Source organism: Neptunitalea lumnitzerae (assembly GCF_027924185.1).
GTDB lineage: Bacteria > Bacteroidota > Bacteroidia > Flavobacteriales > Flavobacteriaceae > Neptunitalea > Neptunitalea lumnitzerae.
In genome coordinates this window covers 218,533-241,637 of record NZ_BRVO01000003.1, presented here as the reverse complement: position 1 = coordinate 241,637, position 23,105 = coordinate 218,533, and the positions used below count along the sequence as shown (strand labels likewise).

Annotated in this window: 28 protein-coding genes; 22 read left to right on the top strand and 6 right to left on the bottom strand. The window is 32.6% G+C overall.

All coding sequences use genetic code 11. The annotated features are described in order from the left end of the window. The first annotated feature begins 123 nt into the window (after positions 1-123). The 17 genes from Y10_RS13430 (at position 124) to trxB (ending at position 13,876) form a co-directional block, all read left to right on the top strand. Positions 124-459, top strand: a complete 336-nt coding sequence (locus Y10_RS13430; protein ID WP_281765922.1) for an ArsR/SmtB family transcription factor — start codon at positions 124-126, stop codon at positions 457-459. Positions 460-507: 48 nt separating this feature from the next. Further along, positions 508-1,395, top strand: coding sequence for an arsenite methyltransferase (locus Y10_RS13425; RefSeq protein WP_281765921.1), 888 nt, complete (start codon positions 508-510; stop codon positions 1,393-1,395). A gap of 21 nt (positions 1,396-1,416) precedes the next feature. Beyond that, on the top strand, positions 1,417-2,025 hold the full coding sequence (locus Y10_RS13420) for an arsenate-mycothiol transferase ArsC (RefSeq protein ID WP_281765920.1): 609 nt from the start codon (positions 1,417-1,419) through the stop codon (positions 2,023-2,025). Further along, entirely contained in the window at positions 2,025-3,089 is a 1,065-nt protein-coding gene (gene arsB, locus Y10_RS13415; RefSeq protein ID WP_281765919.1) for an ACR3 family arsenite efflux transporter, read from the top strand. Before Y10_RS13420 ends, arsB begins: the two co-directional genes overlap by 1 nt. Positions 3,090-3,333: 244 nt before the next feature. Then, complete coding sequence (locus Y10_RS13410) at positions 3,334-4,176, top strand: universal stress protein (protein WP_281765918.1); 843 nt, start codon at positions 3,334-3,336, stop codon at positions 4,174-4,176. Between the two features lie 100 nt (positions 4,177-4,276). Beyond that, entirely contained in the window at positions 4,277-5,164 is an 888-nt protein-coding gene (locus Y10_RS13405) for a formate/nitrite transporter family protein (protein WP_281765917.1), read from the top strand. Between the two features lie 135 nt (positions 5,165-5,299). Further along, complete coding sequence (locus tag Y10_RS13400; protein ID WP_281765916.1) at positions 5,300-5,662, top strand: hypothetical protein; 363 nt, start codon at positions 5,300-5,302, stop codon at positions 5,660-5,662. Continuing rightward, complete coding sequence (locus Y10_RS13395) at positions 5,655-6,086, top strand: DUF6515 family protein (protein ID WP_281765915.1); 432 nt, start codon at positions 5,655-5,657, stop codon at positions 6,084-6,086. Before Y10_RS13400 ends, Y10_RS13395 begins: the two co-directional genes overlap by 8 nt. 19 nt (positions 6,087-6,105) lie before the next feature. Further along, entirely contained in the window at positions 6,106-6,843 is a 738-nt protein-coding gene (locus Y10_RS13390) for a hypothetical protein (protein WP_281765914.1), read from the top strand. Between the two features lie 91 nt (positions 6,844-6,934). Beyond that, a complete protein-coding gene (locus Y10_RS13385) occupies positions 6,935-7,957 on the top strand; it encodes a sensor histidine kinase (RefSeq protein ID WP_281765913.1) in 1,023 nt (340 codons plus the stop codon). Between the two features lie 2 nt (positions 7,958-7,959). Continuing rightward, a complete protein-coding gene (locus tag Y10_RS13380) occupies positions 7,960-8,739 on the top strand; it encodes a LytR/AlgR family response regulator transcription factor (protein ID WP_281765912.1) in 780 nt (259 codons plus the stop codon). A 90-nt stretch (positions 8,740-8,829) separates the two neighbouring features. Continuing rightward, positions 8,830-9,600, top strand: a complete 771-nt coding sequence (locus tag Y10_RS13375; RefSeq protein WP_281765911.1) for a sterol desaturase family protein — start codon at positions 8,830-8,832, stop codon at positions 9,598-9,600. 94 nt (positions 9,601-9,694) lie between these two features. Beyond that, positions 9,695-10,459, top strand: a complete 765-nt coding sequence (locus tag Y10_RS13370; protein WP_281765910.1) for a hypothetical protein — start codon at positions 9,695-9,697, stop codon at positions 10,457-10,459. 136 nt (positions 10,460-10,595) lie between these two features. Then, the gene (locus Y10_RS13365; RefSeq protein WP_281765909.1) at positions 10,596-11,765 is read left to right on the top strand and encodes an MFS transporter; all 1,170 of its coding nucleotides are present in this window, start codon (positions 10,596-10,598) and stop codon (positions 11,763-11,765) included. An 84-nt stretch (positions 11,766-11,849) separates the two neighbouring features. Next, positions 11,850-12,326: a glutathione peroxidase gene (locus tag Y10_RS13360; RefSeq protein ID WP_281765908.1), complete on the top strand. Its 477-nt coding sequence runs from the start codon at positions 11,850-11,852 to the stop codon at positions 12,324-12,326. A 5-nt stretch (positions 12,327-12,331) separates the two neighbouring features. Further along, a complete protein-coding gene (locus Y10_RS13355; RefSeq protein ID WP_281765907.1) occupies positions 12,332-12,766 on the top strand; it encodes a MarR family winged helix-turn-helix transcriptional regulator in 435 nt (144 codons plus the stop codon). Between the two features lie 147 nt (positions 12,767-12,913). Further along, on the top strand, positions 12,914-13,876 hold the full coding sequence (gene trxB, locus Y10_RS13350) for a thioredoxin-disulfide reductase (RefSeq protein WP_281765906.1): 963 nt from the start codon (positions 12,914-12,916) through the stop codon (positions 13,874-13,876). Between the two features lie 236 nt (positions 13,877-14,112). Here the strand turns inward: trxB and Y10_RS13345 are convergent, their stop codons facing one another. The 3 genes from Y10_RS13345 to Y10_RS13335 all read right to left on the bottom strand — a co-directional run bounded on the left by Y10_RS13345 (position 14,113) and on the right by Y10_RS13335 (position 16,715). Next, on the bottom strand, positions 14,113-15,846 hold the full coding sequence (locus Y10_RS13345) for a PspC domain-containing protein (RefSeq protein WP_281765905.1): 1,734 nt from the start codon (positions 15,844-15,846) through the stop codon (positions 14,113-14,115). 6 nt (positions 15,847-15,852) lie between these two features. Then, positions 15,853-16,185 (bottom strand): PadR family transcriptional regulator, encoded by a 333-nt coding sequence (locus tag Y10_RS13340; RefSeq protein ID WP_281765904.1) that lies wholly within the window; start codon positions 16,183-16,185, stop codon positions 15,853-15,855. A gap of 68 nt (positions 16,186-16,253) precedes the next feature. Beyond that, positions 16,254-16,715, bottom strand: a complete 462-nt coding sequence (locus Y10_RS13335; protein ID WP_281765903.1) for a DUF4870 domain-containing protein — start codon at positions 16,713-16,715, stop codon at positions 16,254-16,256. Positions 16,716-16,857: 142 nt separating this feature from the next. Here Y10_RS13335 and Y10_RS13330 point away from each other — a divergent pair, with 142 nt between their 5' ends. The 3 genes from Y10_RS13330 (at position 16,858) to Y10_RS13320 (ending at position 18,462) form a co-directional block, all read left to right on the top strand. Further along, the gene (locus Y10_RS13330) at positions 16,858-17,319 is read left to right on the top strand and encodes a DUF4442 domain-containing protein (RefSeq protein WP_281765902.1); all 462 of its coding nucleotides are present in this window, start codon (positions 16,858-16,860) and stop codon (positions 17,317-17,319) included. Positions 17,320-17,376: 57 nt separating this feature from the next. After that, the gene (locus Y10_RS13325) at positions 17,377-18,177 is read left to right on the top strand and encodes a TIGR00266 family protein (protein WP_281765901.1); all 801 of its coding nucleotides are present in this window, start codon (positions 17,377-17,379) and stop codon (positions 18,175-18,177) included. Between the two features lie 87 nt (positions 18,178-18,264). Continuing rightward, entirely contained in the window at positions 18,265-18,462 is a 198-nt protein-coding gene (locus Y10_RS13320) for a hypothetical protein (protein WP_281765900.1), read from the top strand. 49 nt (positions 18,463-18,511) lie between these two features. Here the strand turns inward: Y10_RS13320 and Y10_RS13315 are convergent, their stop codons facing one another. Then, positions 18,512-19,453, bottom strand: a complete 942-nt coding sequence (locus Y10_RS13315; protein ID WP_281765899.1) for a hydrogen peroxide-inducible genes activator — start codon at positions 19,451-19,453, stop codon at positions 18,512-18,514. Positions 19,454-19,628: 175 nt separating this feature from the next. Here Y10_RS13315 and Y10_RS13310 point away from each other — a divergent pair, with 175 nt between their 5' ends. Together Y10_RS13310 and Y10_RS13305 are read left to right on the top strand one after the other, a co-directional pair. Next, positions 19,629-20,588: a T9SS type A sorting domain-containing protein gene (locus Y10_RS13310; protein ID WP_281765898.1), complete on the top strand. Its 960-nt coding sequence runs from the start codon at positions 19,629-19,631 to the stop codon at positions 20,586-20,588. A 108-nt stretch (positions 20,589-20,696) separates the two neighbouring features. Continuing rightward, complete coding sequence (locus tag Y10_RS13305; protein ID WP_281765897.1) at positions 20,697-21,176, top strand: Dps family protein; 480 nt, start codon at positions 20,697-20,699, stop codon at positions 21,174-21,176. 57 nt (positions 21,177-21,233) lie between these two features. Here the strand turns inward: Y10_RS13305 and Y10_RS13300 are convergent, their stop codons facing one another. After that, a complete protein-coding gene (locus tag Y10_RS13300; RefSeq protein ID WP_281765896.1) occupies positions 21,234-21,650 on the bottom strand; it encodes a DUF2141 domain-containing protein in 417 nt (138 codons plus the stop codon). Between the two features lie 115 nt (positions 21,651-21,765). Beyond that, entirely contained in the window at positions 21,766-23,097 is a 1,332-nt protein-coding gene (locus Y10_RS13295) for a DUF58 domain-containing protein (protein ID WP_281766188.1), read from the bottom strand. Between the last annotated feature and the right edge of the window lie 8 nt (positions 23,098-23,105).

The window sequence follows — 23,105 nt, the reverse complement described above, 5'->3', positions numbered from 1 at the left end:
AGTGTTTTGTGTTTTTTTAGTTAAACTAAGCTTTGGCCACCATTGTTAGATGGTGGCTTTTTTTTATAAAATGATGATAGGTTAAATTATTTATCGTAATATTGCAATAAACAAATTAAAAGAATGGGGTTAACCAAAAGTGAAATATTTTCTGAGGAGCAAAATCAGATAGCCATATATGCAAAAGTTCTTGGGCATCCGGCAAGAGTTGCAATACTGCAATATTTATTTCAAATTAATGCTTGTGTTTGTGGAGATTTGGTGGAAGAGATAGGGTTAGCACAACCCACTATTTCCCAGCATTTAAAAGAACTTAAAAATGTGGGTTTAATTAAGGGAAATATTGAAGGCACTAGTGTTTGCTACTGTATAGATAAAGAGAATTGGAGTACAATGAAAACTATAATGAATGGATTGTTAGATTTAGATACCAATGCTGGTAACAAAACTTGTTGCTAAAAAAATTTAAATCTATTAATCGTAATATCGCAATAAAACATTTAAGTTATGAAAAACGAGCAAGAATTAAAAAACGTAGTGAAAGAGCGTTATGCTAAAATTGCTGAACAAGGTAAAGCAGAAAATGCGGCATCTTGTTGCGGTGCTACAACGCCATCTAATAAGGTTTACAATATTATGATGGATGATTATTCTGAAACTAAAGGGTACATTGAAGATGCCGATTTAGGTTTGGGATGTGGTTTACCAACCCATTTTGCACAAATACAAAAAGGGGATACCGTGATAGATTTAGGTTCTGGAGCAGGAAATGATTGTTTTGTAGCAAGGCATGAGACAGGTGCAGAGGGTAAGGTGATTGGAGTAGATTTTACGCCTGCCATGATAAAAAAGGCCCGAATTAATGCTGAAAAACTTGGCTACAACAATGTTGAGTTTAGAGAAGGCGATATAGATGATATGCCTGTTAATGAAAACGTAGCCGATGTAGTGGTTAGTAATTGTGTTTTAAATCTTGTGCCTAATAAAGAAAAGGTAGTTAAAGAAATATTTAGAGTACTAAAACCAGGCGGACATTTTAGTATTTCTGACATTGTTTTGGTAGGTGATTTACCAGATGCTTTAAGACAGGACGCAGAAATGTATGCGGGTTGTGTAGCAGGTGCTATCCAAAAACAGGATTATTTAAACCACATAACCAATGCTGGTTTTACTGGGGTTACTATTCAGAAAGAAAAAACAATTACCATACCTGAAGACATTTTAAGCAAGTATTTATCTGCTGAAGAAATTACATCTTTCCAAAATGGTAACACAGGTATTTTTAGTATTACCGTATATGCAGAGAAACCTGGCGCTAAGCAAGAAAAGAAAAAAGTAAAACTATCTGAATTAGGTGCAGAATCTTGTTGTAACCCTGCTACAGGATGTTGCTAATTTTAAAATGAACCCCACAAAATGAATACAGTCCTTTTAGATTTTATTGAAACCTTATCTGTAGAAGATATTCCTGCAGAAAGAAAAGAAACATTACAACCACTTATAGATTTTATAGCCCACAAAGTGGCTAACAATGAGCCTGTACGCTTAAATTTTATTTGTACACATAACTCGCGTAGAAGTCATTTGTCTCAAGTTTGGGCGCAAACAATGGCTTCTTATTACAATGTTGCTCAGGTGTTTTGTTATTCAGGTGGTACAGAGGCAACAGCGTTGTACCCACAAGTAGCGGAAACATTAAAGTTCGCAGGTTTTGATGTTTTTAAATTATCGGAGGAAAAAAATCCTGTTTATGCTATTAAATATGCTGTTAATGAGCAGCCTATTATAGGTTTTTCAAAAAAGTTTGATGATGCGTTTAATCCAGCAGCTGAATTTGCGGCTATTATGACCTGTTCTCAAGCAGATCAAGGATGCCCATTTATTGCAGGAGCAGAAAAGCGTATTCCTATTACTTTTGAAGACCCGAAAGCTTTTGATGATAGTCCTTTAAAAGCTGAAAAGTATAAGGAGCGTAGCATTCAAATAGCTACTGAAATGTTGTATGTATTTTCTAAAATAAGTTAATGATGGCATCAAGTACAAAAAAACTAAGTTTTTTAGATAGAAATTTAACGCTATGGATATTCTTAGCTATGGCAATAGGGGTAGGTGTTGGCTATTTTATACCTTCTATACCTACTTCTATAAATTCTTTTAGTGAAGGTACTACCAATATACCCATAGCTATTGGGTTAATTATAATGATGTACCCACCGTTAGCAAAGGTTAATTATAAATTGTTGCCAAAGGTTTTTAGAAATGTGAAAATTCTATCTATTTCTCTCATTTTAAATTGGATTGTAGGCCCTGTTTTAATGTTTGCATTGGCCATTATATTTTTAAGAGAATACCCTGAATATATGATAGGCCTAATACTTATTGGTTTGGCAAGGTGTATAGCTATGGTGCTTGTTTGGAACGATTTAGCAGAGGGGAGTAGCGAATACGGTGCCGGTTTGGTGGCACTTAATAGTATTTTTCAAGTATTTGGATACAGTTTTTATGCTTGGCTTTTTATTACGGTGTTGCCTCCTTATTTTGGTTTTGAGGGAGCTTTGGTAGACATACCAATAGCTACCATAGCAGAAAGTGTAGCTATTTATTTAGGTATTCCATTTGCATTAGGGGTTGTAAGCAGAGTTATACTAGTTCCTCTAAAAGGAGAAGAGTGGTATACTAAAAAGTTTATACCAACTATAAGTCCGCTAACCTTAATAGCATTACTTTTTACCATAGTGGTTATGTTTTCTTTAAAAGGAGAGTTGATTGTAGAAATACCTATGGATGTTGTTATCATTGCCGTACCGTTGTTAGTATATTTTATCATAATGTTTATTTCAGGTTTTTTCTTTACAAAAGCCATGGGAGGTACGTATGATAAAACAGCTTCAGTAGCATTTACTGCCGCAGGTAACAATTTTGAATTAGCCATTGCTGTGGCCATTGCTGTATTCGGATTAAATTCTGGGCAGGCTTTTGCTGGGGTTATTGGTCCACTAGTAGAGGTTCCGGCTTTAATCTTATTGGTTAAAGTATCTTTTTGGTTGCGTAATAAGTATTTTAAAAATGCTTCAACAACAGCATCATAAACATAATATATACGATTTGTTGGATTATAGAAATTAACCCTTTTATCGTAGCTAGAGTCCTTTTTTAAAAAAGGGCTCTTTCTTTTTTACCAATCTCTCAATTGGTGCATATAAGTTTAAATAGCACACACATAGCTGGTTACTTATTTTGATTGAAAATAGTTGATTTGAGTTAAAAAATATAACGAATATCATTTTCTGAAGGCCTGTTTTTTTAGTAACTTTAAGTATAAAATTAAAGGTCATGAAGAAGATATTATTACCCACCGATTTTTCAGATAATTCGCGTAATGCTATCAAGTACGCCGTGGAATTATACAAAGACGAAAAGTGCCTTTTTTATTTATTAAATACCATTTACGATACTGATAATATTTTACATGGTAGTATCTACGAAATATATAAAGAACGCTCTTTTAAAGAATTAGAACTTCTTGAGCAAGAAATAAGTTCTAAATATAAAAATGATAAGCATTCCTTTAAAAAAGTTGCTACAGTTAATTTGTTAAATGAGCAGATAAAAACTTTGGTAAAAGCAGAGGGTATAGACCTTATTATAATGGGAACACAAGGGGCTACTGGGGCTCAAGAAATTTTATTTGGTAGCTATACTGTAAGTGCTATAAAAGTTGCAGAATGTCCTTTATTAGCAATACCAGAAGAGTTTAGTTACAGAAAACCTAAAAATATTGTTTTAGCCACCGATTACGGAGTAGACTTTGAGAGTTATCAGTTAGATTTATTAAAAAAAGTAGCGAAACGTAATAACTCACAATTGCATGTAGTACACGTAAATGTGAATGATAAACCACTTAAAGAAATCGAGGTACACTCTAAAGAAATGCTTAAAAATTCATTGAAAGATTTAGATGTAGTTTTTGATGAAGTTGAAGGTAACAGTGTTCAAGAAGCAATTTTTAAATACGATGATACCACCCCAATAGATTTGTTGGTAATGATTAAGCATAAACATACCTTTTTTGAAAGATTATTTTTAGGATCTCAAATTTATAAAATAGGATATCATACAACTTTCCCATTTTTAGTGCTTCCTTCTGAATACGTAGAAGAGACTACAACGGTATAATTTTAACTGTTGTTTGCAAAACGTTAGTACGGCTGTTAAATAGATTTAAAATAATAATTGTTTATTTGTTTTGGTTTTATCTTTAAGTTTTAATACAACTATGGATAAAGCCAAAACAGATAATACAGAAGCCTCAGAGGAGGCAATTCAGCACAAAATAGATACTGAAATAAAAAAATCTAAACCGTCTGCGAGAGATGCTGCTAAATCTCACGGAGAAATACTAAAAGAGCAAATACTTGAGGGGCTAGAGGTTTATGATAGAAGTGCTGCAAGTATTTTTTTAAGTTCTTTAACCGCTGGAATGGAAATAGGGTTTAGCTATATGTTAATGACCGCTCTTTTCTATTTTTTAATGCCCTATGTAGATGAGAGTATTATTTTTAAGCTTATCGCCTTGGTATATCCGCTAGGTTTTATTCTTGTAATTTTTGGTCAGTCTGTTCTATTTACCGAACAGACCTCTTTGCTTACCTTGCCTGTATTAAATAATAAACGATCGGTAAAGAGTTTATTGAAAATTTGGGGCACTGTAATATTAGGTAATTTAATAGGAGGTTATATTATAGCTACCGTTCTTCTTTGGATAGCTCCCCAATTAAATGTTTTAAACAATAGTGTAGTAGAAAGTATAGCGTTACATGTTACGGGGTATTCTCCCTTTGTTATTTTTGTAAGCGGTATTTTAGCCGGTTGGATGATGGGCTTACTATCATGGTTAATAACATCTTCTAGAGATACTATTAGCCGTATTGTAATAATTTTTTTAATTACGGCAACTATGGGGTTTGTAGGTTTGCACCATAGTATTATTGGTAGTATAGAGGTGTTTGCAGGGTTAATTACTTCGCCAGAAATAAACCTTGCAGATTATGTAAAATTTCAAAGTTTTGCTTTATTAGGAAATGCTATTGGAGGAGTAGTGTTTGTTGCCTTGTTTAAATATAGAGCTTTTGTAAGTAATATTGATATTTATAGTAATAAGTAATTTAAACTACCATTATAAATAGTAGATACCCGGCTTGGGTAGGTTCACCATACAAAAAGGATACTTCACCTTTTTATAGCATCTTAAGCAATTGATAATTAAATAATATTGTTCTGAAATTAAAGAATAATAGTTATGAAAAATTTATTGATTGTAGGATTGCTATTAGTAAATCTAATGGCTTTTGGTCAAACTTCAGAAGAGGACCGTGAATTATTTCGAACAGAGATTCAAGAAAAATTCCAAGCACTAGAATTATCAGATGATCAAAAAGTTCAATTTGAAGAAATTCAAGTGAAGTACTTTGGTCAAGTAGAAGCAATTAGAGCTTCAACCGATTCTCGTATGTCAAAAATGAAATCTTTAAAAGATATTCAGAAAAAGAAAAATGCTGAAGTGAAAGAAATTTTAACCGAAGCGCAATACGACTCCTATTTAGATATTCAAAAAGAGGTGAAAAAGGAAATGAAAAGCAGATACAAAGCTAGAAATGAATAAGGTTTTATTTTTTATGCTTTTGGGTGGATTGATGATATCTGCTAAAGCAAACAGCCAAATTGTTGTGGTACATCGGGCTCCTAGAGTTTATTATCGTCCGGTGGTACGCCCAGTTGTAAGAAGAGTTCCCCCACCAGTTCCTGTGGTAGTACACCCCGTTGTAGTTAGGGTTTTACCTCCACATAGAGTGGTTTACTATGCTGGCATACCCTATTACTATGCCGCAGGTGTATTTTATATTCAAGTAGAAAACACAGATACCTATAAAGTTGTTGAAGCACCTGCAGGAGTCATTGTAGAGGTTCTGCCTGAAGGTGCCCAACAAAAGGTGATAGACGATGAGGTATATTATGTTGCTGAAGGTGTTTATTACAAAGTAGTAAAGGTAGACGGTAGTAAAAAGTACCGAGTAGTTCAACTTTAAACGATTAAAAAAAGTAATGATGAAATTAAAACTAAAATTAAAAATAGGGGCTATAGTACTGTTAGCTTTAGGAACCCTAATCTCTTGTGATGATGACGAAGATGTGGTAGTGGTTAGATATGTGTATGCTTCTGATGATGCGGAAGAAATATTAGCAACATCTATAGCATATAATTCGTATGGTTTTGTAGCTAGTCTACAGCAAACAAGTGAAGAAATTCAAGAAGGAATTTGCGAAGAAACAATAACTAATTCAGATAGTTTTAGTGGGGCTAATTATTATGGTAATATCAATTATGAATATAGCTATGATGAAACCTATACTAATTATTGTAGCCCAGAGAGTTATGTAGCATATAATTTAGATGCTCTACAGCAGTTTGAAACTTATAACAGTGAATTTGAGCATACCATAGGATTGGAATATACAGTTACTGGTATAGAGGCTGCTTCTGATGATGAGTTTTATGAAGGAATATATGCTAGAAATGGATCTTGGCAAGCTTTGTATGATGAAGATTTAAGATACACTTTTGAATTGGCTATAAACTATGAAGAAGTAACTGTTTCAAAATCGTCTCATAAAATTTATGAAGGAATAGCCACGTTTACTTTAGAACAGGTATATGAAGATGCTGGTGTGGTATATACATATCAAGGTACTTTAGAGTTCTTAAATGAGGACGAAGCAAAAGTAACTTATGATAATGGAGATAGTTTTATTATAAATTTAAACAATGTTAGCTTAAGCAGCTAGTATTAGTTACTTTTATAGTTGGTTGGTTTTAAAAGGCTCCATTTTTTAATGGGGTCTTTTATGATTAGAATTTTTTAATTTAAGTGCTATAATGATAAGTAGGCTAGAAAATAAGATTGTTATTTATGTATCTATTTTATTAGGTTTAATACTTAATATACATAAGCTTATTTTACTTGTACCAGGTGAAAAATTAGCCGATAGGTTTTGGGAATTTAATATGCCTGAACTTATTTATCAGGCATCTACTAATACCTTGTTTAGTTTGTTAATAGGGTTTTATAATTTAAGGTATTTAAAGCGTAATTTTAATAACAGAAAGAATGCTTTCTTTTGGCTAGGTAATTTACTTTTAACACTATTCTGTGTTTTTTTTGCCTATAAAACACAGGCGGTTATTTTTCATAATATCAAAGTGTTTTTTATGAGCTTTTTTGGTACTATGCTAAGATTTGGTTTTACAACATTTTGTATGATTATACTGGTTAGGTTTATGCTTTTGTTAGAAGCTAAAGAAGAAAAAGAAAGAGAGAATAAACAGTTGCAAGAAGCCTATTTTAATGCAGAAATAAATAACCTCAAGGGACAATTAAATCCGCACTTTTTGTTTAATTCCTTAAGCAATTTATCTGCCTTGGTAAGAGAAGATAGTAATAAGGCTCAATTATTTATTACTAATTTATCTAAAATATTTAGGTATACTTTAAATGTACAGAATAAAACCACAGTGTTATTAGAGGAAGAGCTAAGAGTATTAAAAGCCTATGCGCAGCTTCAAGAAATACGATTAGAGAAGGGACTTCAAATAACAATACATGTACCACAAGAATATTTGCAATCTAAATTGCCTATAATGAGTTTGCAACCTTTATTAGAAAATGTGATAAAGCATAATTATGCTTCTGAAGAATTACCGCTAAGAGTTACCATTTATATAGAAGATAATTACTTAGTAGTAAAAAACAATCTTCAAATAAATAATATAGTTGAGCATAGTTCTGGGGTAGGCTTATCTAATTTGGCAGAACGTTATAGATTATTGTACAAAGAAGAAATTTTGATTACTCAAGAGGAAGGCTTTTTTATGGTATCGTTACCGTTAGAAATTAAATAAATATGAAATTAAAGGTTGTAATAATAGAAGACGAACCTGCAAATGTTAGGAACTTAGAGTATCTATTGAAAGATATAAGTGTAGATATTTCAATAATGCATGTGTTGGGTTCTGTTAAAGATGCTATTAATTGGTTGCCTAATAATTTAGAAGCTATTGATTTGTTATTTATGGACATAAGATTAACAGATGGAATTTCTTTTGAAATTTTAAAAAAAGTAGAAGTGTCCAAGCCTATCATTTTTGCAACAGCTTATGAGGAATATGCTTTGGAAGCTTTTAATACCCATGGAATAGCTTATATCTTAAAGCCTTATGATAAAGCAGATATTGAAAGTGCCTTGGCTAAGTTTGCATCTTTAACTACAGCCTCTATAACCAATGAGTTTTTATCACAAGACGTTTTAAAACAAGTATTGAGTCAATTACAACCAGAGCAATCTTATAAAAAGAGTTTTTTGGTACATTATCAAAACAAACTGGTTCCGGTAGCCACTGATTCTATAGTATGGTTTTACAGTAAAAATGAAATTGTAAAAGCCTGTACTAAAACAGGAAAACAATATGTGATTGAGGATACCTTGGAACATATTTATACACTATTACAACCAACAGATTTTTTTAGAGCTAACAGACAGTTTATTCTTCACAGAGATAGTATAGATAGTATAGATTTTTATTTTAATGGAAGGCTACTTGTTAAAACCACCCCTACTACAGAAGAGCAGATTATAATAAGTAAAGCCAAAGCAAGTATTTTTAAAAGTTGGTTAGATAGTTAAGATTGTTTTACCCTTATGTTTAGACACTTCACCCTTTTATAAATTAGATGACGTTATCTTTTTTTGAGTTTTGTACAAAAACTTAAGAAAATGATGATGTACAAATCTTTTGGTGCTATTGCTATTGGTTTTATAGTGGTAGTACTGGTAGCAGAAATTAGTTGGAATTTGATAAACCGTAAGAAGGTTTATCAAACAAATGATAGTATTGCCAGTATCGTTATTTTTATAGGTTTCCAACTTATAAAAATAATATCATCAGGATATTTAATGTGGGTGTTGGATTTAGCCTACTCTTACAGAATATTTAATTTTCCGGAGGAAATTTGGGTATTTGTACTCACTTTTCTGATGGTAGATTTTGCATATTATTGGTATCATCGGTTATCTCATATATTCCCATTTTTATGGGCATTTCACTTTACCCACCATACAAGTAAAAAATTTAATTTGTTAACGGCATATAGGCTTAACTGGTTTTCGTTTGTGTTGTTGCCATTATTTTTAATACCAATTGTTTTTTTAGGGCTACCAATATCTTATGTTGTTGTGTGTTTGGTACTCAATCTTTTCTATCAATTCTTTTTGCATACAGAAATGATATCTAAAATCCCGTTAATTGAAGGTATCATAAATACTCCTTCAGCACATAGAGTACACCACTCTCACAATAAGAAGTACTTCAATAAAAATTTTGCCGGAGTTTTTGCCTTTTGGGATGTAATATTTAACACCTACATACCAGAAACAGAAAAGCCTGTATATGGTTTAAAGTCTGGGTTTAGTAGTAACAATCCATTTGTGTTAATAGGTAGAGGGTTTAGAGATTTTTGGAACCAAATAACTCACCATAAGGTATAGATAATTGACCCTTTAAATAAGTCAGTTAACCCAAAAATAGACGTATCAATAGTAGAAAAAGTGTCAAGTTTGAATTATTAAAAACAATTAATTTATGAAAACTCAAAAAATCAAAATCGTTAGAAAAAGTAAATTGTATGTAGTTACACTACTTATAACTTTAGGAATGTTTACTGCTTGTTCAGATAGTGATGATGCTTCTGGATCAATAAACCAAGAAGAGGCTGCCGCTGAGACAATTATTAATGCAATGTCTCCTGAAACAGGGGGAGCTATAACACAAACAGATGAGGCGGTAGTAAAAGCTAGCACTATTGAAGATGCAGCTAAACAAACTGATGAGCCTACCATAAGTTGTGGAGTAGCCTATGCAAATGAGGTAACATTAGCTGGAACACAAGGGGGAGTTACCTATTATGTTGGAGCAGATTGGAATTGGATGTTAAGTTGTACTGTTTTTGGAGTACCAGAAACCTTTACAATGAGCTTTTCATCTAGCAGGCAATATACCTCTAATAGAATGACTTCTGATGATGACTCAGTAGGAGAAATCGCAGTATCAGGTTTAGAATTATTGTCAAACGTATTTGTGGTAAATTCAGAGGTTATCAATTCAGGCAATCAAATATCAACTCTAGGAAATGGGTATGATTTAAATAGTACCATTAATATTACAATTAGCAACTTAACCTATGATAAAGCTACATTAGAAATTTTATCTGGAAGTGCAAATGTTAGCTTTAGTGGTACTTTTAATGGCACTAGTAGTGAAATTTATGGAGGTACTGTTGAATTTTTAGGTAGTAAAAATGCCGTACTAAATATGAATAATGGCAATTCGTATCCGTTTTCGTGGTAATAGGATTGTTAAATTTTGAAAGTTGAAAAAGTAGTTTATAACATATTTCGTTGTAGTTAATTAAAAATATAGAATAGCTTTTTACCTAATGGTAAAGGGCTATTTTTGCATTTACAAAAACCTAGTAAGTAAGTATATGTTATTTAAAAAGAGCTTAATTTCTTTAGCCATTGGTGGCTTTGGGATTGGATTAACCGAGTTTTTAATGATGGGTATATTACCCGAAGTAGCTAAAGATTTTGGTATTACTATTCCAGAGGCGGGGCACTTTGTTGCATCCTATGCTATAGGTGTAGTTATTGGAGCACCTATATTGGTGCTTATAGCAGGTAATTATGCACCTAAAAAAATATTGGTGACGTTAATGTTGGCCTTTACAGTATTTAATTCGTTAGCTATTTTCGCATCCAATTATGAATTTATGGTGTTGAGTAGACTATTATCTGGGCTACCTCACGGAGCTTTTTTTGGAGTAGGAGCAGTAGTAGCTAGTAGATTGGTAGATAAAAGTAAAGAAGCAAGTGCTATAGCAATGATGTTGGGAGGCTTAACCATTGCTAATATTGTAGGCATTCCGTTTGCTATTTGGTTAGGAGAAAATTTCACATGGCGCTATGCCTTTGTGATGGTTGCTATAGTTGGAGTACTGGCAGTAACATCTATCAGTTTTTGGATGCCAGATTTACCAAAAAAACCAAGATCAAACGCTAAAAATGATTTAAGAGTATTTTTACATGCCGAGCCTTGGTTTATCTTGGGTATTACTGCTGTAGGTACTGGTGGTTTCTTTGCATGGTTTAGTTATATTAAACCATTGCTTATTAATGTAACTGGTTTTCCAGAAGGAAGTGTAATTATTGGTTTATTAAGTATGGCAGGAGTAGGTATGACTGTAGGTAACTTTGCTGGAGGAAAATTAGCTGATAAGGTTTCTCCTGGTAAAGCCACAGCCATTTTATTGTCTATAATGGTGTTGTGTTTAATATCTGTTTCGTTAGTTGCGCCTTATAAAATACCAACTATAATAATGACGTTTGTAACAGCGATGTTCGCATTCTCAACTGCTTCACCAATTCAAATGCTTATGATTAATGCATCTAAAGGGTCAGAGATGTTAGCATCTTCGGCAAATCAGGCTGGATTTAATATGGGTAATGCTTTAGGTGCTTATTTAGGAGGATTACCAATTGCTTATGGTTTTGGTTATGCTTCGCCTGAATGGGTAGGAGCAGGAATGGCGTCTTGTGGAGTTATGATTACATTACTTATGCTTTTGCGTAGAAAGCGTAAGGCAAAATCATTATAAAAAGGGGATAGGTTGTATCGTTTGCGATATAACCTATTTTTTGGTATATTTGTATCGTAAACGATTTAATTGCGTGAGATTATTATGAGTGCATTTTATAATTTAAAAACGAAAACTCCTCAAGGAAAAGAAGTTGCCATGAGTGAGTTTAAAGATAAAGTAGTTTTAATAGTAAATACAGCTACTAAGTGTGGGTTAGCTCCTCAGTTTGAGGGGTTGGAAAAACTACATGAAACCTATAAAGATAAAGGATTAGTGGTGTTAGGTTTTCCTTCAGACCAGTTTGCAAATCAAGAGCCTGAAACAAATGATACTGTAGAGCAGGCTTGTAAAATTAATTTTGGGGTAACTTTTCCGTTAATGGCTAAGTCAGATGTGAATGGAGCTAATACGAATGAGGTGTTTAAGTATTTAAAATCTGAACTAGGTGGATTATTGGGTAGTAAAATAAAATGGAACTTTACGAAGTTTCTAATTGATAGAAACGGAAAACCTGTTAAACGTTTTGCCCCTATCACCAAGCCAGAAACCATAGAAAAAACAATACAGAAATTACTATAGCGCCTATGGAACCTACCAATGATTATCAAAAATTAGAAAATCAGATTTGTTTTCCGTTGTATGCAGCTTCTCGTTTGGTAACTAAGTGCTATCAGCCATTATTAAAAGATTTTGGTATAACGTATCCGCAATATTTGGTGCTTTTAGTGTTATGGGAGAAAGATGAGGTTTCTTTATCCTATATATCTGAAAGGTTATTGTTACAGTCTAATACGTTAACACCGTTGGTAAAACGAATGGAAGAAATGGAATTGCTTTCCAGAAAACGATCAGATACAGATGAGCGTAGTATCATTATTTCGTTGTCTGATAAAGGAAAACAAATGAAAACAGAGGCTCAGCAAGTACCTGTTGCATTAGCGTCTAATTTTCAATTTAGCGTAGAAGAAATGATAACCTTAAAAGGATTATTAGATAAACTAATACGTAATGTAGAATAAATAGCAATTTTAAGAAAGTACAAAATAATTAAGCTTAAAATAAGGAAATAAACTTATTTATAGAGATATAGATAGTTTCGATAATAAGTTTGTTTTGCAAATAAGATAAAAACAATATTTTTGTTTTAAACTATAAGATAGAAGATCATGTCAGATACAATAGAAAAAGTAAAATGTTTAATTATTGGTTCGGGACCTGCAGGATATACAGCAGCTATATATGCAGCACGTGCTAATATGAGTCCGGTAATGTACCGTGGAATGCAACCAGGTGGACAGTTAACAACAACTAACGATGTTGAAAATTTCCCTGGATATCCTGAAGGTATTACAGGACCTGAAATGATGATGCAATTGGAGCAACAAGCAAAACGTTTTGAAGCAGATGTTAGAGATGGATGGGTAACTAAAGTAGATTTCTCTGGAGATATACATAAGATTTGGGTGAATGATGAAAAGGAAATTCACGCGCAAACGGTTATTATTTCTACAGGTGCTTCTGCTAAATATTTAGGATTACCTTCTGAACAACATTATTTAAGTTTAGGTGGTGGTGTTTCTGCTTGTGCTGTTTGTGACGGATTCTTTTATAGAAACAAAGAAGTAGTAATTGTTGGGGCGGGAGATTCTGCTTGTGAAGAAGCACATTACCTATCTAAACTTTGTAAAAAAGTAACTATGTTGGTTAGAAGAGACGAGTTTAGAGCTTCTAGAATTATGGAAGAGCGTGTTAAGAAAACTGAGAATATAGATATTTTGTTTAATACAGAAACGTTGGAAGTAATTGGAGACGGACAAGTAGTGAACGCTATTAAAGTTGAAAATAATGTAACCAAAGAAGTAAAAGAAATTCCGGCATCTGGATTCTTTGTTGCTATTGGTCACCAACCAAATACAGAAATATTTAAAGATTTCTTAGAGTTAGATGATGCTGGGTATATTATTAATAAGCCTGGTACCTCTAAAACAAACGTTGCAGGTGTATTTGTAGCAGGAGATGCTGCAGATCATGTATACCGCCAAGCAATTACAGCTGCTGGTACAGGTTGTATGTCTGCCCTAGATGCAGAACGTTACTTAGCAGAGGTTGAAGCACATCAAGAAGCTTAAGGAGATTAGAAAAAGCTATATATTAAAAAACAGGTTGTGAAAACAACCTGTTTTTTTATGTTCATATTAAACGTTACGTTTAATGATTGATCTTTCTATAGCTACTTTACAAAGTACTATTAATTAAAGCATTAAGAGTATTTGGCAAAATACTAAAATGATTGTAATGATTAGTTTAGATAATAGCTCCATAGCTGTTAAGTAAGTTTTCTGGTTATAAAAATACTATTTTTAACTTATTTTGTTTCTTTTTCTGTAGTTATTTTTTCCACTTCAAGAAACTTTTTTTCATCTACAGTTTTATCAGACTCAATTAGCTCTTCTTCAGTTTCTTCAATAGTTTTTTCAGTTTCTGTCTCGACTTCAGTTTCAAATTCTATTTCTTCATCTTCTTCACAATCAAGACATTCAAGTTCTGTTTTACCCATAATCCAATTATACTCTGGCATATTACGGTCATAAATACGCTTGTCATTTTTAATATCATGGATTACATTTCTAATAGAGTGGTCTAGGTTAATGTAGGTATTGCTAGGAACATACACGGTAACAAAAACATCCTGATTCAAATACTCGTTGTCATAATCGGTAAGCAAATAATCTTTTATTTTTATAGTACTACCGCTTATTGTATAATAATATTCAATACCTTCTGCAAACTCTTTAGATTGAGAATAATCTTGACCACTAGATCTTTTTTGAACTTTTACATAGGCAACACTATCAATGGTAGGTTTAATATCTAGTCGTACATCATGCATCATTACCATTTGTTTACCATCTTCCTCAATAAGCGTAAGTCCGTTTTTCTTATAGGTTTGCTCGTACATTTCATTTTCCATTAAGGCAATGGTAAGCGTATCATTTTTTTGAATATAAAATTCTTCTTTCTCTGTTAGGGTACTAGTAACACTATTTTCAAAACTATTATTAATGCCTAAGTATATTAACCCTATAATAGAAAGTATCCAAACAGCTAGTAAGCTATACTTACCAATATTACCTAGTGGTTTTACATTACTAGCAACTATCTTAATACCTAAAATTAGTAGGAAGAATGTTGGGATACCAATAGATAAGAAAATTAACAGCATTAACACCCATAGAGGGAAACCATGTAAAAAGAATTTGTCAACTAAGTGAAAAGGTATGTGTACCCCATCATGATTACTACCAAAAAGTGCAATCATGAAGCTAACAAATAACCCAATAAGCATAGAAATACTTATGATAATAACTAGTACACCCGCTATTTTACCTATTATTTTTAAAATAGCGATGATAACGTTTCCCAAGCTTTCAAAAATTGTTTGAGAGCCTGATTTAACACGGTTTCCTACCTTTTCATAATCTACATTTTTAACTCTGTCGGCTACATCTTCAAATCCTTCTTTTACTTTTTTTTCGATATTGCTGATGTTAACCGGCTCCCCCCGCATAGATAGTTTTTGTGCAGTGGTTCTAGCTTCTGGCATAACAATCCAGAAGATGATGTACACTAAAATTGGCGATCCAAAACCAAGAACAACAAATAACACCCAAATAAGTCTAATCCAAACGGTATCTATACCAAAGTAATGGCCAAGTCCTGAAGACACCCCTGCAATGTATTTGTTGTCTGGGTCTCTTAACAATTGTTTGGTATTAGATTTTCTATTGCTGCCAGATTTTCTTTGGTAAGATGGCTCATCGTCAAATATTTCCTCATCTACCATATAATCTTCTGGTTGCCCCATGATTTCAATTACTTCGTTAACGTCTTTAGCGTTAATTACCTGACGTTCATTTACCAATCTTTCAGTAAATAGTTCAGCAATTCTAGCTTCAATATCAGCTATAATTTCATCTCTACCCTGAGCAGAAGTTAAAGAGCGTTTAATGGTATCTAAGTATTTTTGTAACTTAAAAAAAGCTTCTTCATCTATATGAAAAAACATGCCTCCTAAGTTTATGTTTATCGTCTTGTTCATGGTTTTTTAGTGTTTTTGTGTTGTTACAACGGTTACCGCATTTTGCAATTCGTCCCAGGTATTATTTAATTCTTTCAGAAAAATTTTACCGGTTTCAGTGAGCGAGTAATATTTTCTTGGAGGACCGGATGTTGATTCTTCCCAACGGTAATTTAATAATCCGGAGTTCTTTAATCTGGTAAGTAAAGGGTAAATAGTACCTTCAACTACCAGCATCTTTGCGTTTTTCAAGGTTTCTAGAATTTCTGCAACATATTTGTCTTCGTCTTTTAATATAGACAGAATACAATATTCCAGAACCCCCTTACGCATTTGCGCTTTGGTGTTCTCAATGTTCATAAGCCTTTTCTTTGAATGTGATTAAACTGTTCATTTTTTGATTGATGATGATTGATTGATGAATATGATTATTTTAAAAATTTAATGGTAATAGGGTACTGGTATGCTTCTCCGTTTTTAGCTTTAATAGCTGCCGTTACCACACAAACTATTTCAAAAACTTTATAGGCAATAACTACGGCAATGGCCGAGATACCAAAGAGAAGATTTTGTTGAATAAGGCCAAAGTCATCTATCACAAAATGATCATGACGCATAATCATGGGAATATAATTCCAGATACTTTCATTGTTATAAGCAAATACTGAAAAGCCTAAAACAGCCAGTATCATGCTATATATTAAAATACTTAACTGAAAGTTAAGTGCTTGTTTTCCATTCTCGTCTATAAACTTACTTCTGTCTTTATTTAAGACCCATAAAATAATGGGAGCAACAAAGTTTCCTAGAGGAATAATAAACTTACTAAATACAGAAAGTTGTATTAAAGTAGCTACGTTTTTGTGATGATTTGTGATTGATGAATCCATAACCTATTATTTTCTTATACAAATATATGGTTAAAAAAAGGTATTATGCAAAACATAGTACTTAAATTTAACATAAAATTAAGAATATTGCTATCGAAAGGCTATGTTAGAAATTTTAAAATTTATACTGTATATTTAAAGTATGAAGTTTACACCTAAAAAGCTGAATACCTTTTTAATGGTAAAGTTACCATCGGCATGGATATGCGGAGTAAGGGTAGTATCTATTACAGAGAATAGCTGTACAACCACCGCTAAGTTAAGTTGGATAAACAAAAACCCTTTTAGGTCTATGTTTTGGGCAGTACAAGGAATGACAGCTGAGCTTGCTACTGGAGTATTAGTGATGAAAGCTATAAACGATAGCAATCAAAAAATTGCGATGCTTGTGGCTAGTAATAAGGCTACGTTTAGTAAAAAAGCAGTAGGTAGAATAACCTTTATTACTACAGATGGAGCTAAAATAGCAAAAGCTATAGCAGACACCGTGAGTACAGGGGAAGGACAAACTTTTTGGATGGAAGCCGTGGGAAAAGATGAAGTGGGGGATGAGGTTTCTGTTTTTCAATTTGAATGGACTATAAAATTGAAATCTAAAAAATAGTGTAACATTATTTTATTTTTTCTAACCTATAGTGGTAATTAAAAAATTAAAGAAAGAATGACATCACACGAAATTGACTACGAAATATTTGGAGAAGAAATGCAGTATGTGGAGATAGAACTAGATCCGCAAGAAGCTGTTGTGGCAGAAGCCGGTACTTTTATGATGATGGATGATGGAATACGTATGCAAACCATTTTTGGAGACGGGTCTAACCAAAGCCAAGGGGTTATGGGTAAACTATTTTCTGCTGGGAAACGATTACTTACTGGCGAAAGTTTGTTTATGACTGTTTTTTTAAATGCGGAATATGGAAAGAAGAAAGTAAGCTTTGCATCTCCTTACCCCGGTAAAATTGTACCTATTGATTTAACTAAGTATAGAGGTAGGTTTATTTGCCAGAAAGACGCCTTTTTATGTGCTGCTAAAGGTGTGAATGTAGGCATAGAGTTTTCTAGAAAATTAGGAAGAGGATTTTTTGGTGGTGAAGGGTTTATAATGCAAAAATTAGAGGGTGATGGTATGGCGTTTGTACATGCTGGTGGAACCTTAGCGAGAAAAGAGTTATTACCGGGCGATGTTTTAAAAGTAGATACCGGTTGTATAGTTGGCTTTACACAAGATGTAGATTATAATATTGAATTTATAGGGGGTATACGTAACAGTATATTTGGAGGTGAAGGATTGTTTTTTGCAACCTTAAGAGGCCCAGGTGTAGTGTACTTACAATCGTTGCCATTTAGCAGACTTGCAGGTCGCGTATTGGCGGCTGCACCACAAGGTGGAGGTAAGCAAAAAGGCGAGGGAAGTATATTAGGTGGATTGGGTAATTTACTGGATGGAGATAATGGCTTCTAATGGAGAAGATATTCACATTAACAGTTCTTTAACATACTATTTTACAATATAAACGTTATTTTTAAAGTGACCTAAATACTATACACTATGGCTAGAGCTATGCTAGAGTATACAAAAACTATACTTGCAAAGGTTAGTTTTGATGCTATACTCTTCAAAAAAGAGCTAGAAAAGGCAGTCAAAAGGCTTTTACCTTATGAGATAGAAGAACTTAGATTATGGCTGCAAGGATTTACAATGAAGAATCCTGAACTTTCTGAATGCTTATTGTTATTAAATAACTAGAAATAGCCACCTACGGGTGGCTATTTTGTTTTATGCTAGTTCTTACTAGTTATCTTTTAGCAACCGGACTTATTATTTGAACATTCTGAAATGCAATGGCTCCTCTAATAACTCCCATAATCACTTCTCTCAATGCTTCTATAATATGTAATTTTAATTCGCTTTTATGGTATATAAGGCTTACCTCTCTAGCAGGAGTAGGCTCATTAAAATAATGCAGATTTTCTTTTTCTGTACCTTTTAAGTCAAGTGCGTGTAAGTAAGGTAACAGTGTCATACCTAAACCTTCATTGGCTAGTTTTACCATAGTTTCAAAACTTCCGCTTTCTAGTTGAAAACGTTCATCGTTAAAGCCTTTGGCACTTTTACACAGGTTTACAACTCCTTCTCTAAAACAGTGTCCGTCTTCTAACAATAATATATCTTCAATAGCTAAATCAGTTGTGTCAATCTTCTTATTAGTATATAAACGGTGGTTTTGTGGTATGTACGCTACAAACGGTTCGTAATATAATACACGCTCTTTAATATGCTCATGTTGTAGTGGTGTGGCAGCAATGGCGGCATCTAAGTTACCATCCATTATTTTCTGAATTAAACCTTCTGTGTTTAACTCTTCTATTTTAAGCTGAACTTTAGCATATTTTTTAATAAAGTTACTTAAAAACATGGGTAGTAGGGTAGGCATAATTGTAGGTATGATACCTAATTTAAATTCGCCACCAATAAACCCTTTTTGCTGCTCTACAATATCTTTTATTCTATTAGCTTCGTTCACAATGTTCTTTGCCTGATCTACTAATTTTTTACCAACTTCGGTTAATTGAATTGGTTTTTTTCCACGGTCAAAAATTAGAATGTCCAATTCATCTTCCAACTTCTGAATTTGCATACTAAGAGTAGGTTGTGTAACAAAACTTTTTTCTGCCGCAAGCGTAAAGTTCTGATATTTAGCTACGGCCAATACATATTGTAATTGCGTGATTGTCATTAGTGATAATTTAAGGCTATAAATTTACAAAAACTATCAATATTATTTATGGTTAAACAATAAGTTTTGTATCATAGATTGATTTGAAAATAATATTTTCCTACAATGTTGAAAATGTGATAGTTTTGATTTATTTTTATAGGGGAGTGTTTGTTTTGTAAAAATCTTATAGCCTATGAAAATTCAGTTACTTTTAATTTTTGCTTTTTTTAGTTTGTTACACGTAAAAGGACAAACAACAGCTATACCAGATCAGGGATTTGAACAATGGCTAATAGGATTGGGGATAGATAGTGATGCTACTGTAAACGGACAGGTGCTAACCTCTGATATTAGTGGTATAACTTATTTAACGCTTGATCTTACAAATGCATGGTTTGGTTATATCTACGATCTTACTGGTATAGAAGATTTTACAGCTTTGGAAGAGCTTACCATAAATTATTTTGAAATTTCTACCATAGACCTTAGTAGTAATTTACAGTTGAAAAAGCTTAATCTTCAGTCTAATGCATTAACAAGCTTAGATGTATCTGCTAACGTATTGCTAGAAGAACTGTATTTAGAAAATCATGATGATGTAGCACCTGTTAACCTGTTAACAGAATTAGATTTGAGTAATAACCCTAATCTAACCATTTTAGATATATCTAATATGTATACGCTAACTAAAATAGATTTAAGGAATAACCATAATGATATATTAAACTCACTTGATGTTAGTTTTTCTGTAATGCCTGATAGTCAATATGACCCTACAGAAGTATATAATACTATTTGTGTAGCTGTAGATGACGAAGTCTTGGCACAAAATAATCAATTGCCTTATAACCAATGGAATATTAGTCAGCAGCATACGGTAATTAATTTTTCTGCTAACTGTTTATTGACTACTAATGAGCTTACTTTAGATGATGCTGTTACCGTATATCCTAATCCTACATTGGGTATACTATCTATTGATGCAAAAGAGGGTACTATTACCGTGGTAGAACTTTATGATACCACAGGGAGAAAAATAAATGAATTTAAAAGTGGTTTTGAACATATAGATTTACAATGTGCAGCTGGTACTTATTTTATGAAAATTAATAGTAGAGATAGTAGTATTGTTAAAAAAGTTGTGGTGAGATAATGGTATAGGTAACTCAAATTTAAGTATAAGAAGTACTAATAGGAATTACGTATTATTGGTTTTTGGTATTTGTAAATTTGTTGATATAAATAAGAAAAAATTAAATCAATGAACTATAATAGTTTAGGGCTAGATGCCCAACAAACAGAAAAAATAGCTGAAAAATTAAATGCTTTATTGGCTAATTTTCAAACCTATTACCAGAATTTAAGAGGGATACACTGGAATATTCGTGGTAAGCGCTTTTTTGATCTTCATATTAAATTTGAAGAATTATATACTGATGCAAATACGAAAGTTGATGAAATTGCCGAGCGTATACTTACTTTAGGAAGTGTACCGTTGCATACTTTTGACGATTATGTAAAGGCATCTAAAGTACCGGTAGGTAAAAATATTCATAATGACGAAGCTTCTGTACAGCTGGTAGTAAACTCACTAACAGAGCTTTTAAAAATAGAAAGAGAAATTCTGATAGCTTCTGATGAAGCAAATGATGAAGGAACCAATTCTATGATGAGTGATTTTATTACAGAACAGGAAAAAACTGTTTGGATGATGAAAGCTTGGTTAGATGAAAAAATCTAAGAGATAACTTTAAAATTAAAAAGCCTGCTTACTTATTTAAGCAGGCTTTTTTGTTATTTAAAATCTAATGGTAAAATCTTTATCTTCTGTAGTAATGTCAAATTTAGCATCGTTAAAATTTGGAGGGCCAAAAGCCATTGGGTTGTTACTCATTCCGTAGTCTTCTTTTGGAAAACCAGTAGCTTCAAAATCCATTCTTTTATTTTCATTCTCATCATGTAGTACCATAATAGCATAGGTGCCTGGTTCTATATCAGTAAAGGTTGCTTTTGCCACTCCGTTTTCTATGGTAGCAACTACCATTTTAATACCGCTACCTTTCATAAAGGTGTCTTTGGTGTGTAAGCTAAAAATTACATTACCCTCAGCGCTTTTTACATTGGTTACTTGCGCGTTAATGGTATAGGTGTTTTTTTCTTGTGCGTGAATTAATGAAGTTAACAAAATCATTAAAAGTGTAGCAAGTGTTTTCATAAGTATAATTTTTTATGGTTGTTTTAATTTTACACTTCAAAAGTGCAAAAATTAGCAATGTCATAAAAAGTAATACTACCCAACTGTATATTTTAAGTGATGAACTGTAAAAAACTTATAGTAAACCTTTTGCCTTAATTTCTAGGTACTTATTAATGGTATTTATAGTTAAGTTTTCAGGTTTGGTAAGAATACCTTGAATTCCATGAATTTGAAGTTCTTTTAGCATTAATGTTTTATCATGTACAAACTTCTCGGCAATGGTTTTATGTATAACATCTTGAAGATCTTCACTTTTTTCCTGAATGAAATTAGTAAGTTCAGTATTTTCAAAAAATATAACTACTAGAACATGTTTTTTAGAAATAGCTTTTAAAAAAGGAAGCTGTCTTCTTAAAGCAGAAATATGTTCAAAATTAGTATATAAGAAGAGCAGGCTGCGCTGATTTACTTTTCTGTTTAAGTGCCCGTATAAATTTCCAAAATCTGAATCTGGAAATAATGTATTCACATTATACAGTTTTTCTAACAGGGTATTTAAATGCGTAAGCTTTCCTAAAGCTGGCACAAATTCGTCTAAATTTTTATTAAAAGTAACAAGACCAACTTTATCACTTTTCTTTAATCCTACATTAGAAAAGGCCAGCGTAGCATTAATGGCATAGTCTAAAAGACTTAACTCATTAAAAGGCATTTTCATAACTCTACCTGTATCTATGATAGAATAAATAGGTTGTGATTTTTCATCTTGATATTGATTTACCATTAAAGAAGCTCTTTTGGCAGTAGCCTTCCAGTTAATAGTTCGTATATCGTCTCCTACCACATAATCTTTTATTTGTTCAAATTCCATGGTATGCCCAATACGTCTTATTTTTTTTAACCCGTAAGTAGATGTTTTACTATCAATGGCAAGAAAGTCATACTGCTGCATTTGAACAAATGACGGATATACTTTTACCACTACTTCATCTTGAAAAATGTATCTTCTTCTAATAAGCTGTAGCGGACTATTTACATAAATATTTAATTTTCCGTAGTGGTATTCGCCTCGTTCAACTGGTTTTACTTCGTAGATAAAGTCATAATGGCCATTTTTTTGTATGGTAGCTGAGTGGTTAAAATCTCTTTTTTGAAATTGAAATGGCAACTCATCAATAACCTTTATAAATATATTGAAAGCATACTGGTTGGTAACGGTTATGGAAACTTGATTATGATCACTATTAGAAAATCGGTTAGGCAAAATTCTTCTAGCTGTAATTCCATTGGTAACTACAAACACCAATAAGGCATCTGCCAGTACTACAATACAAAAAATTAAAGCACAAACCCAACCTATTTGATATAGCGGATGTACCCAGTAAGAAAGTAAGAATATAAGAGCAATACCAAGGGTTACAAACAATAACTTGGTATCAATATATAAACTCTTTATAAATGCTATCAGCTTCA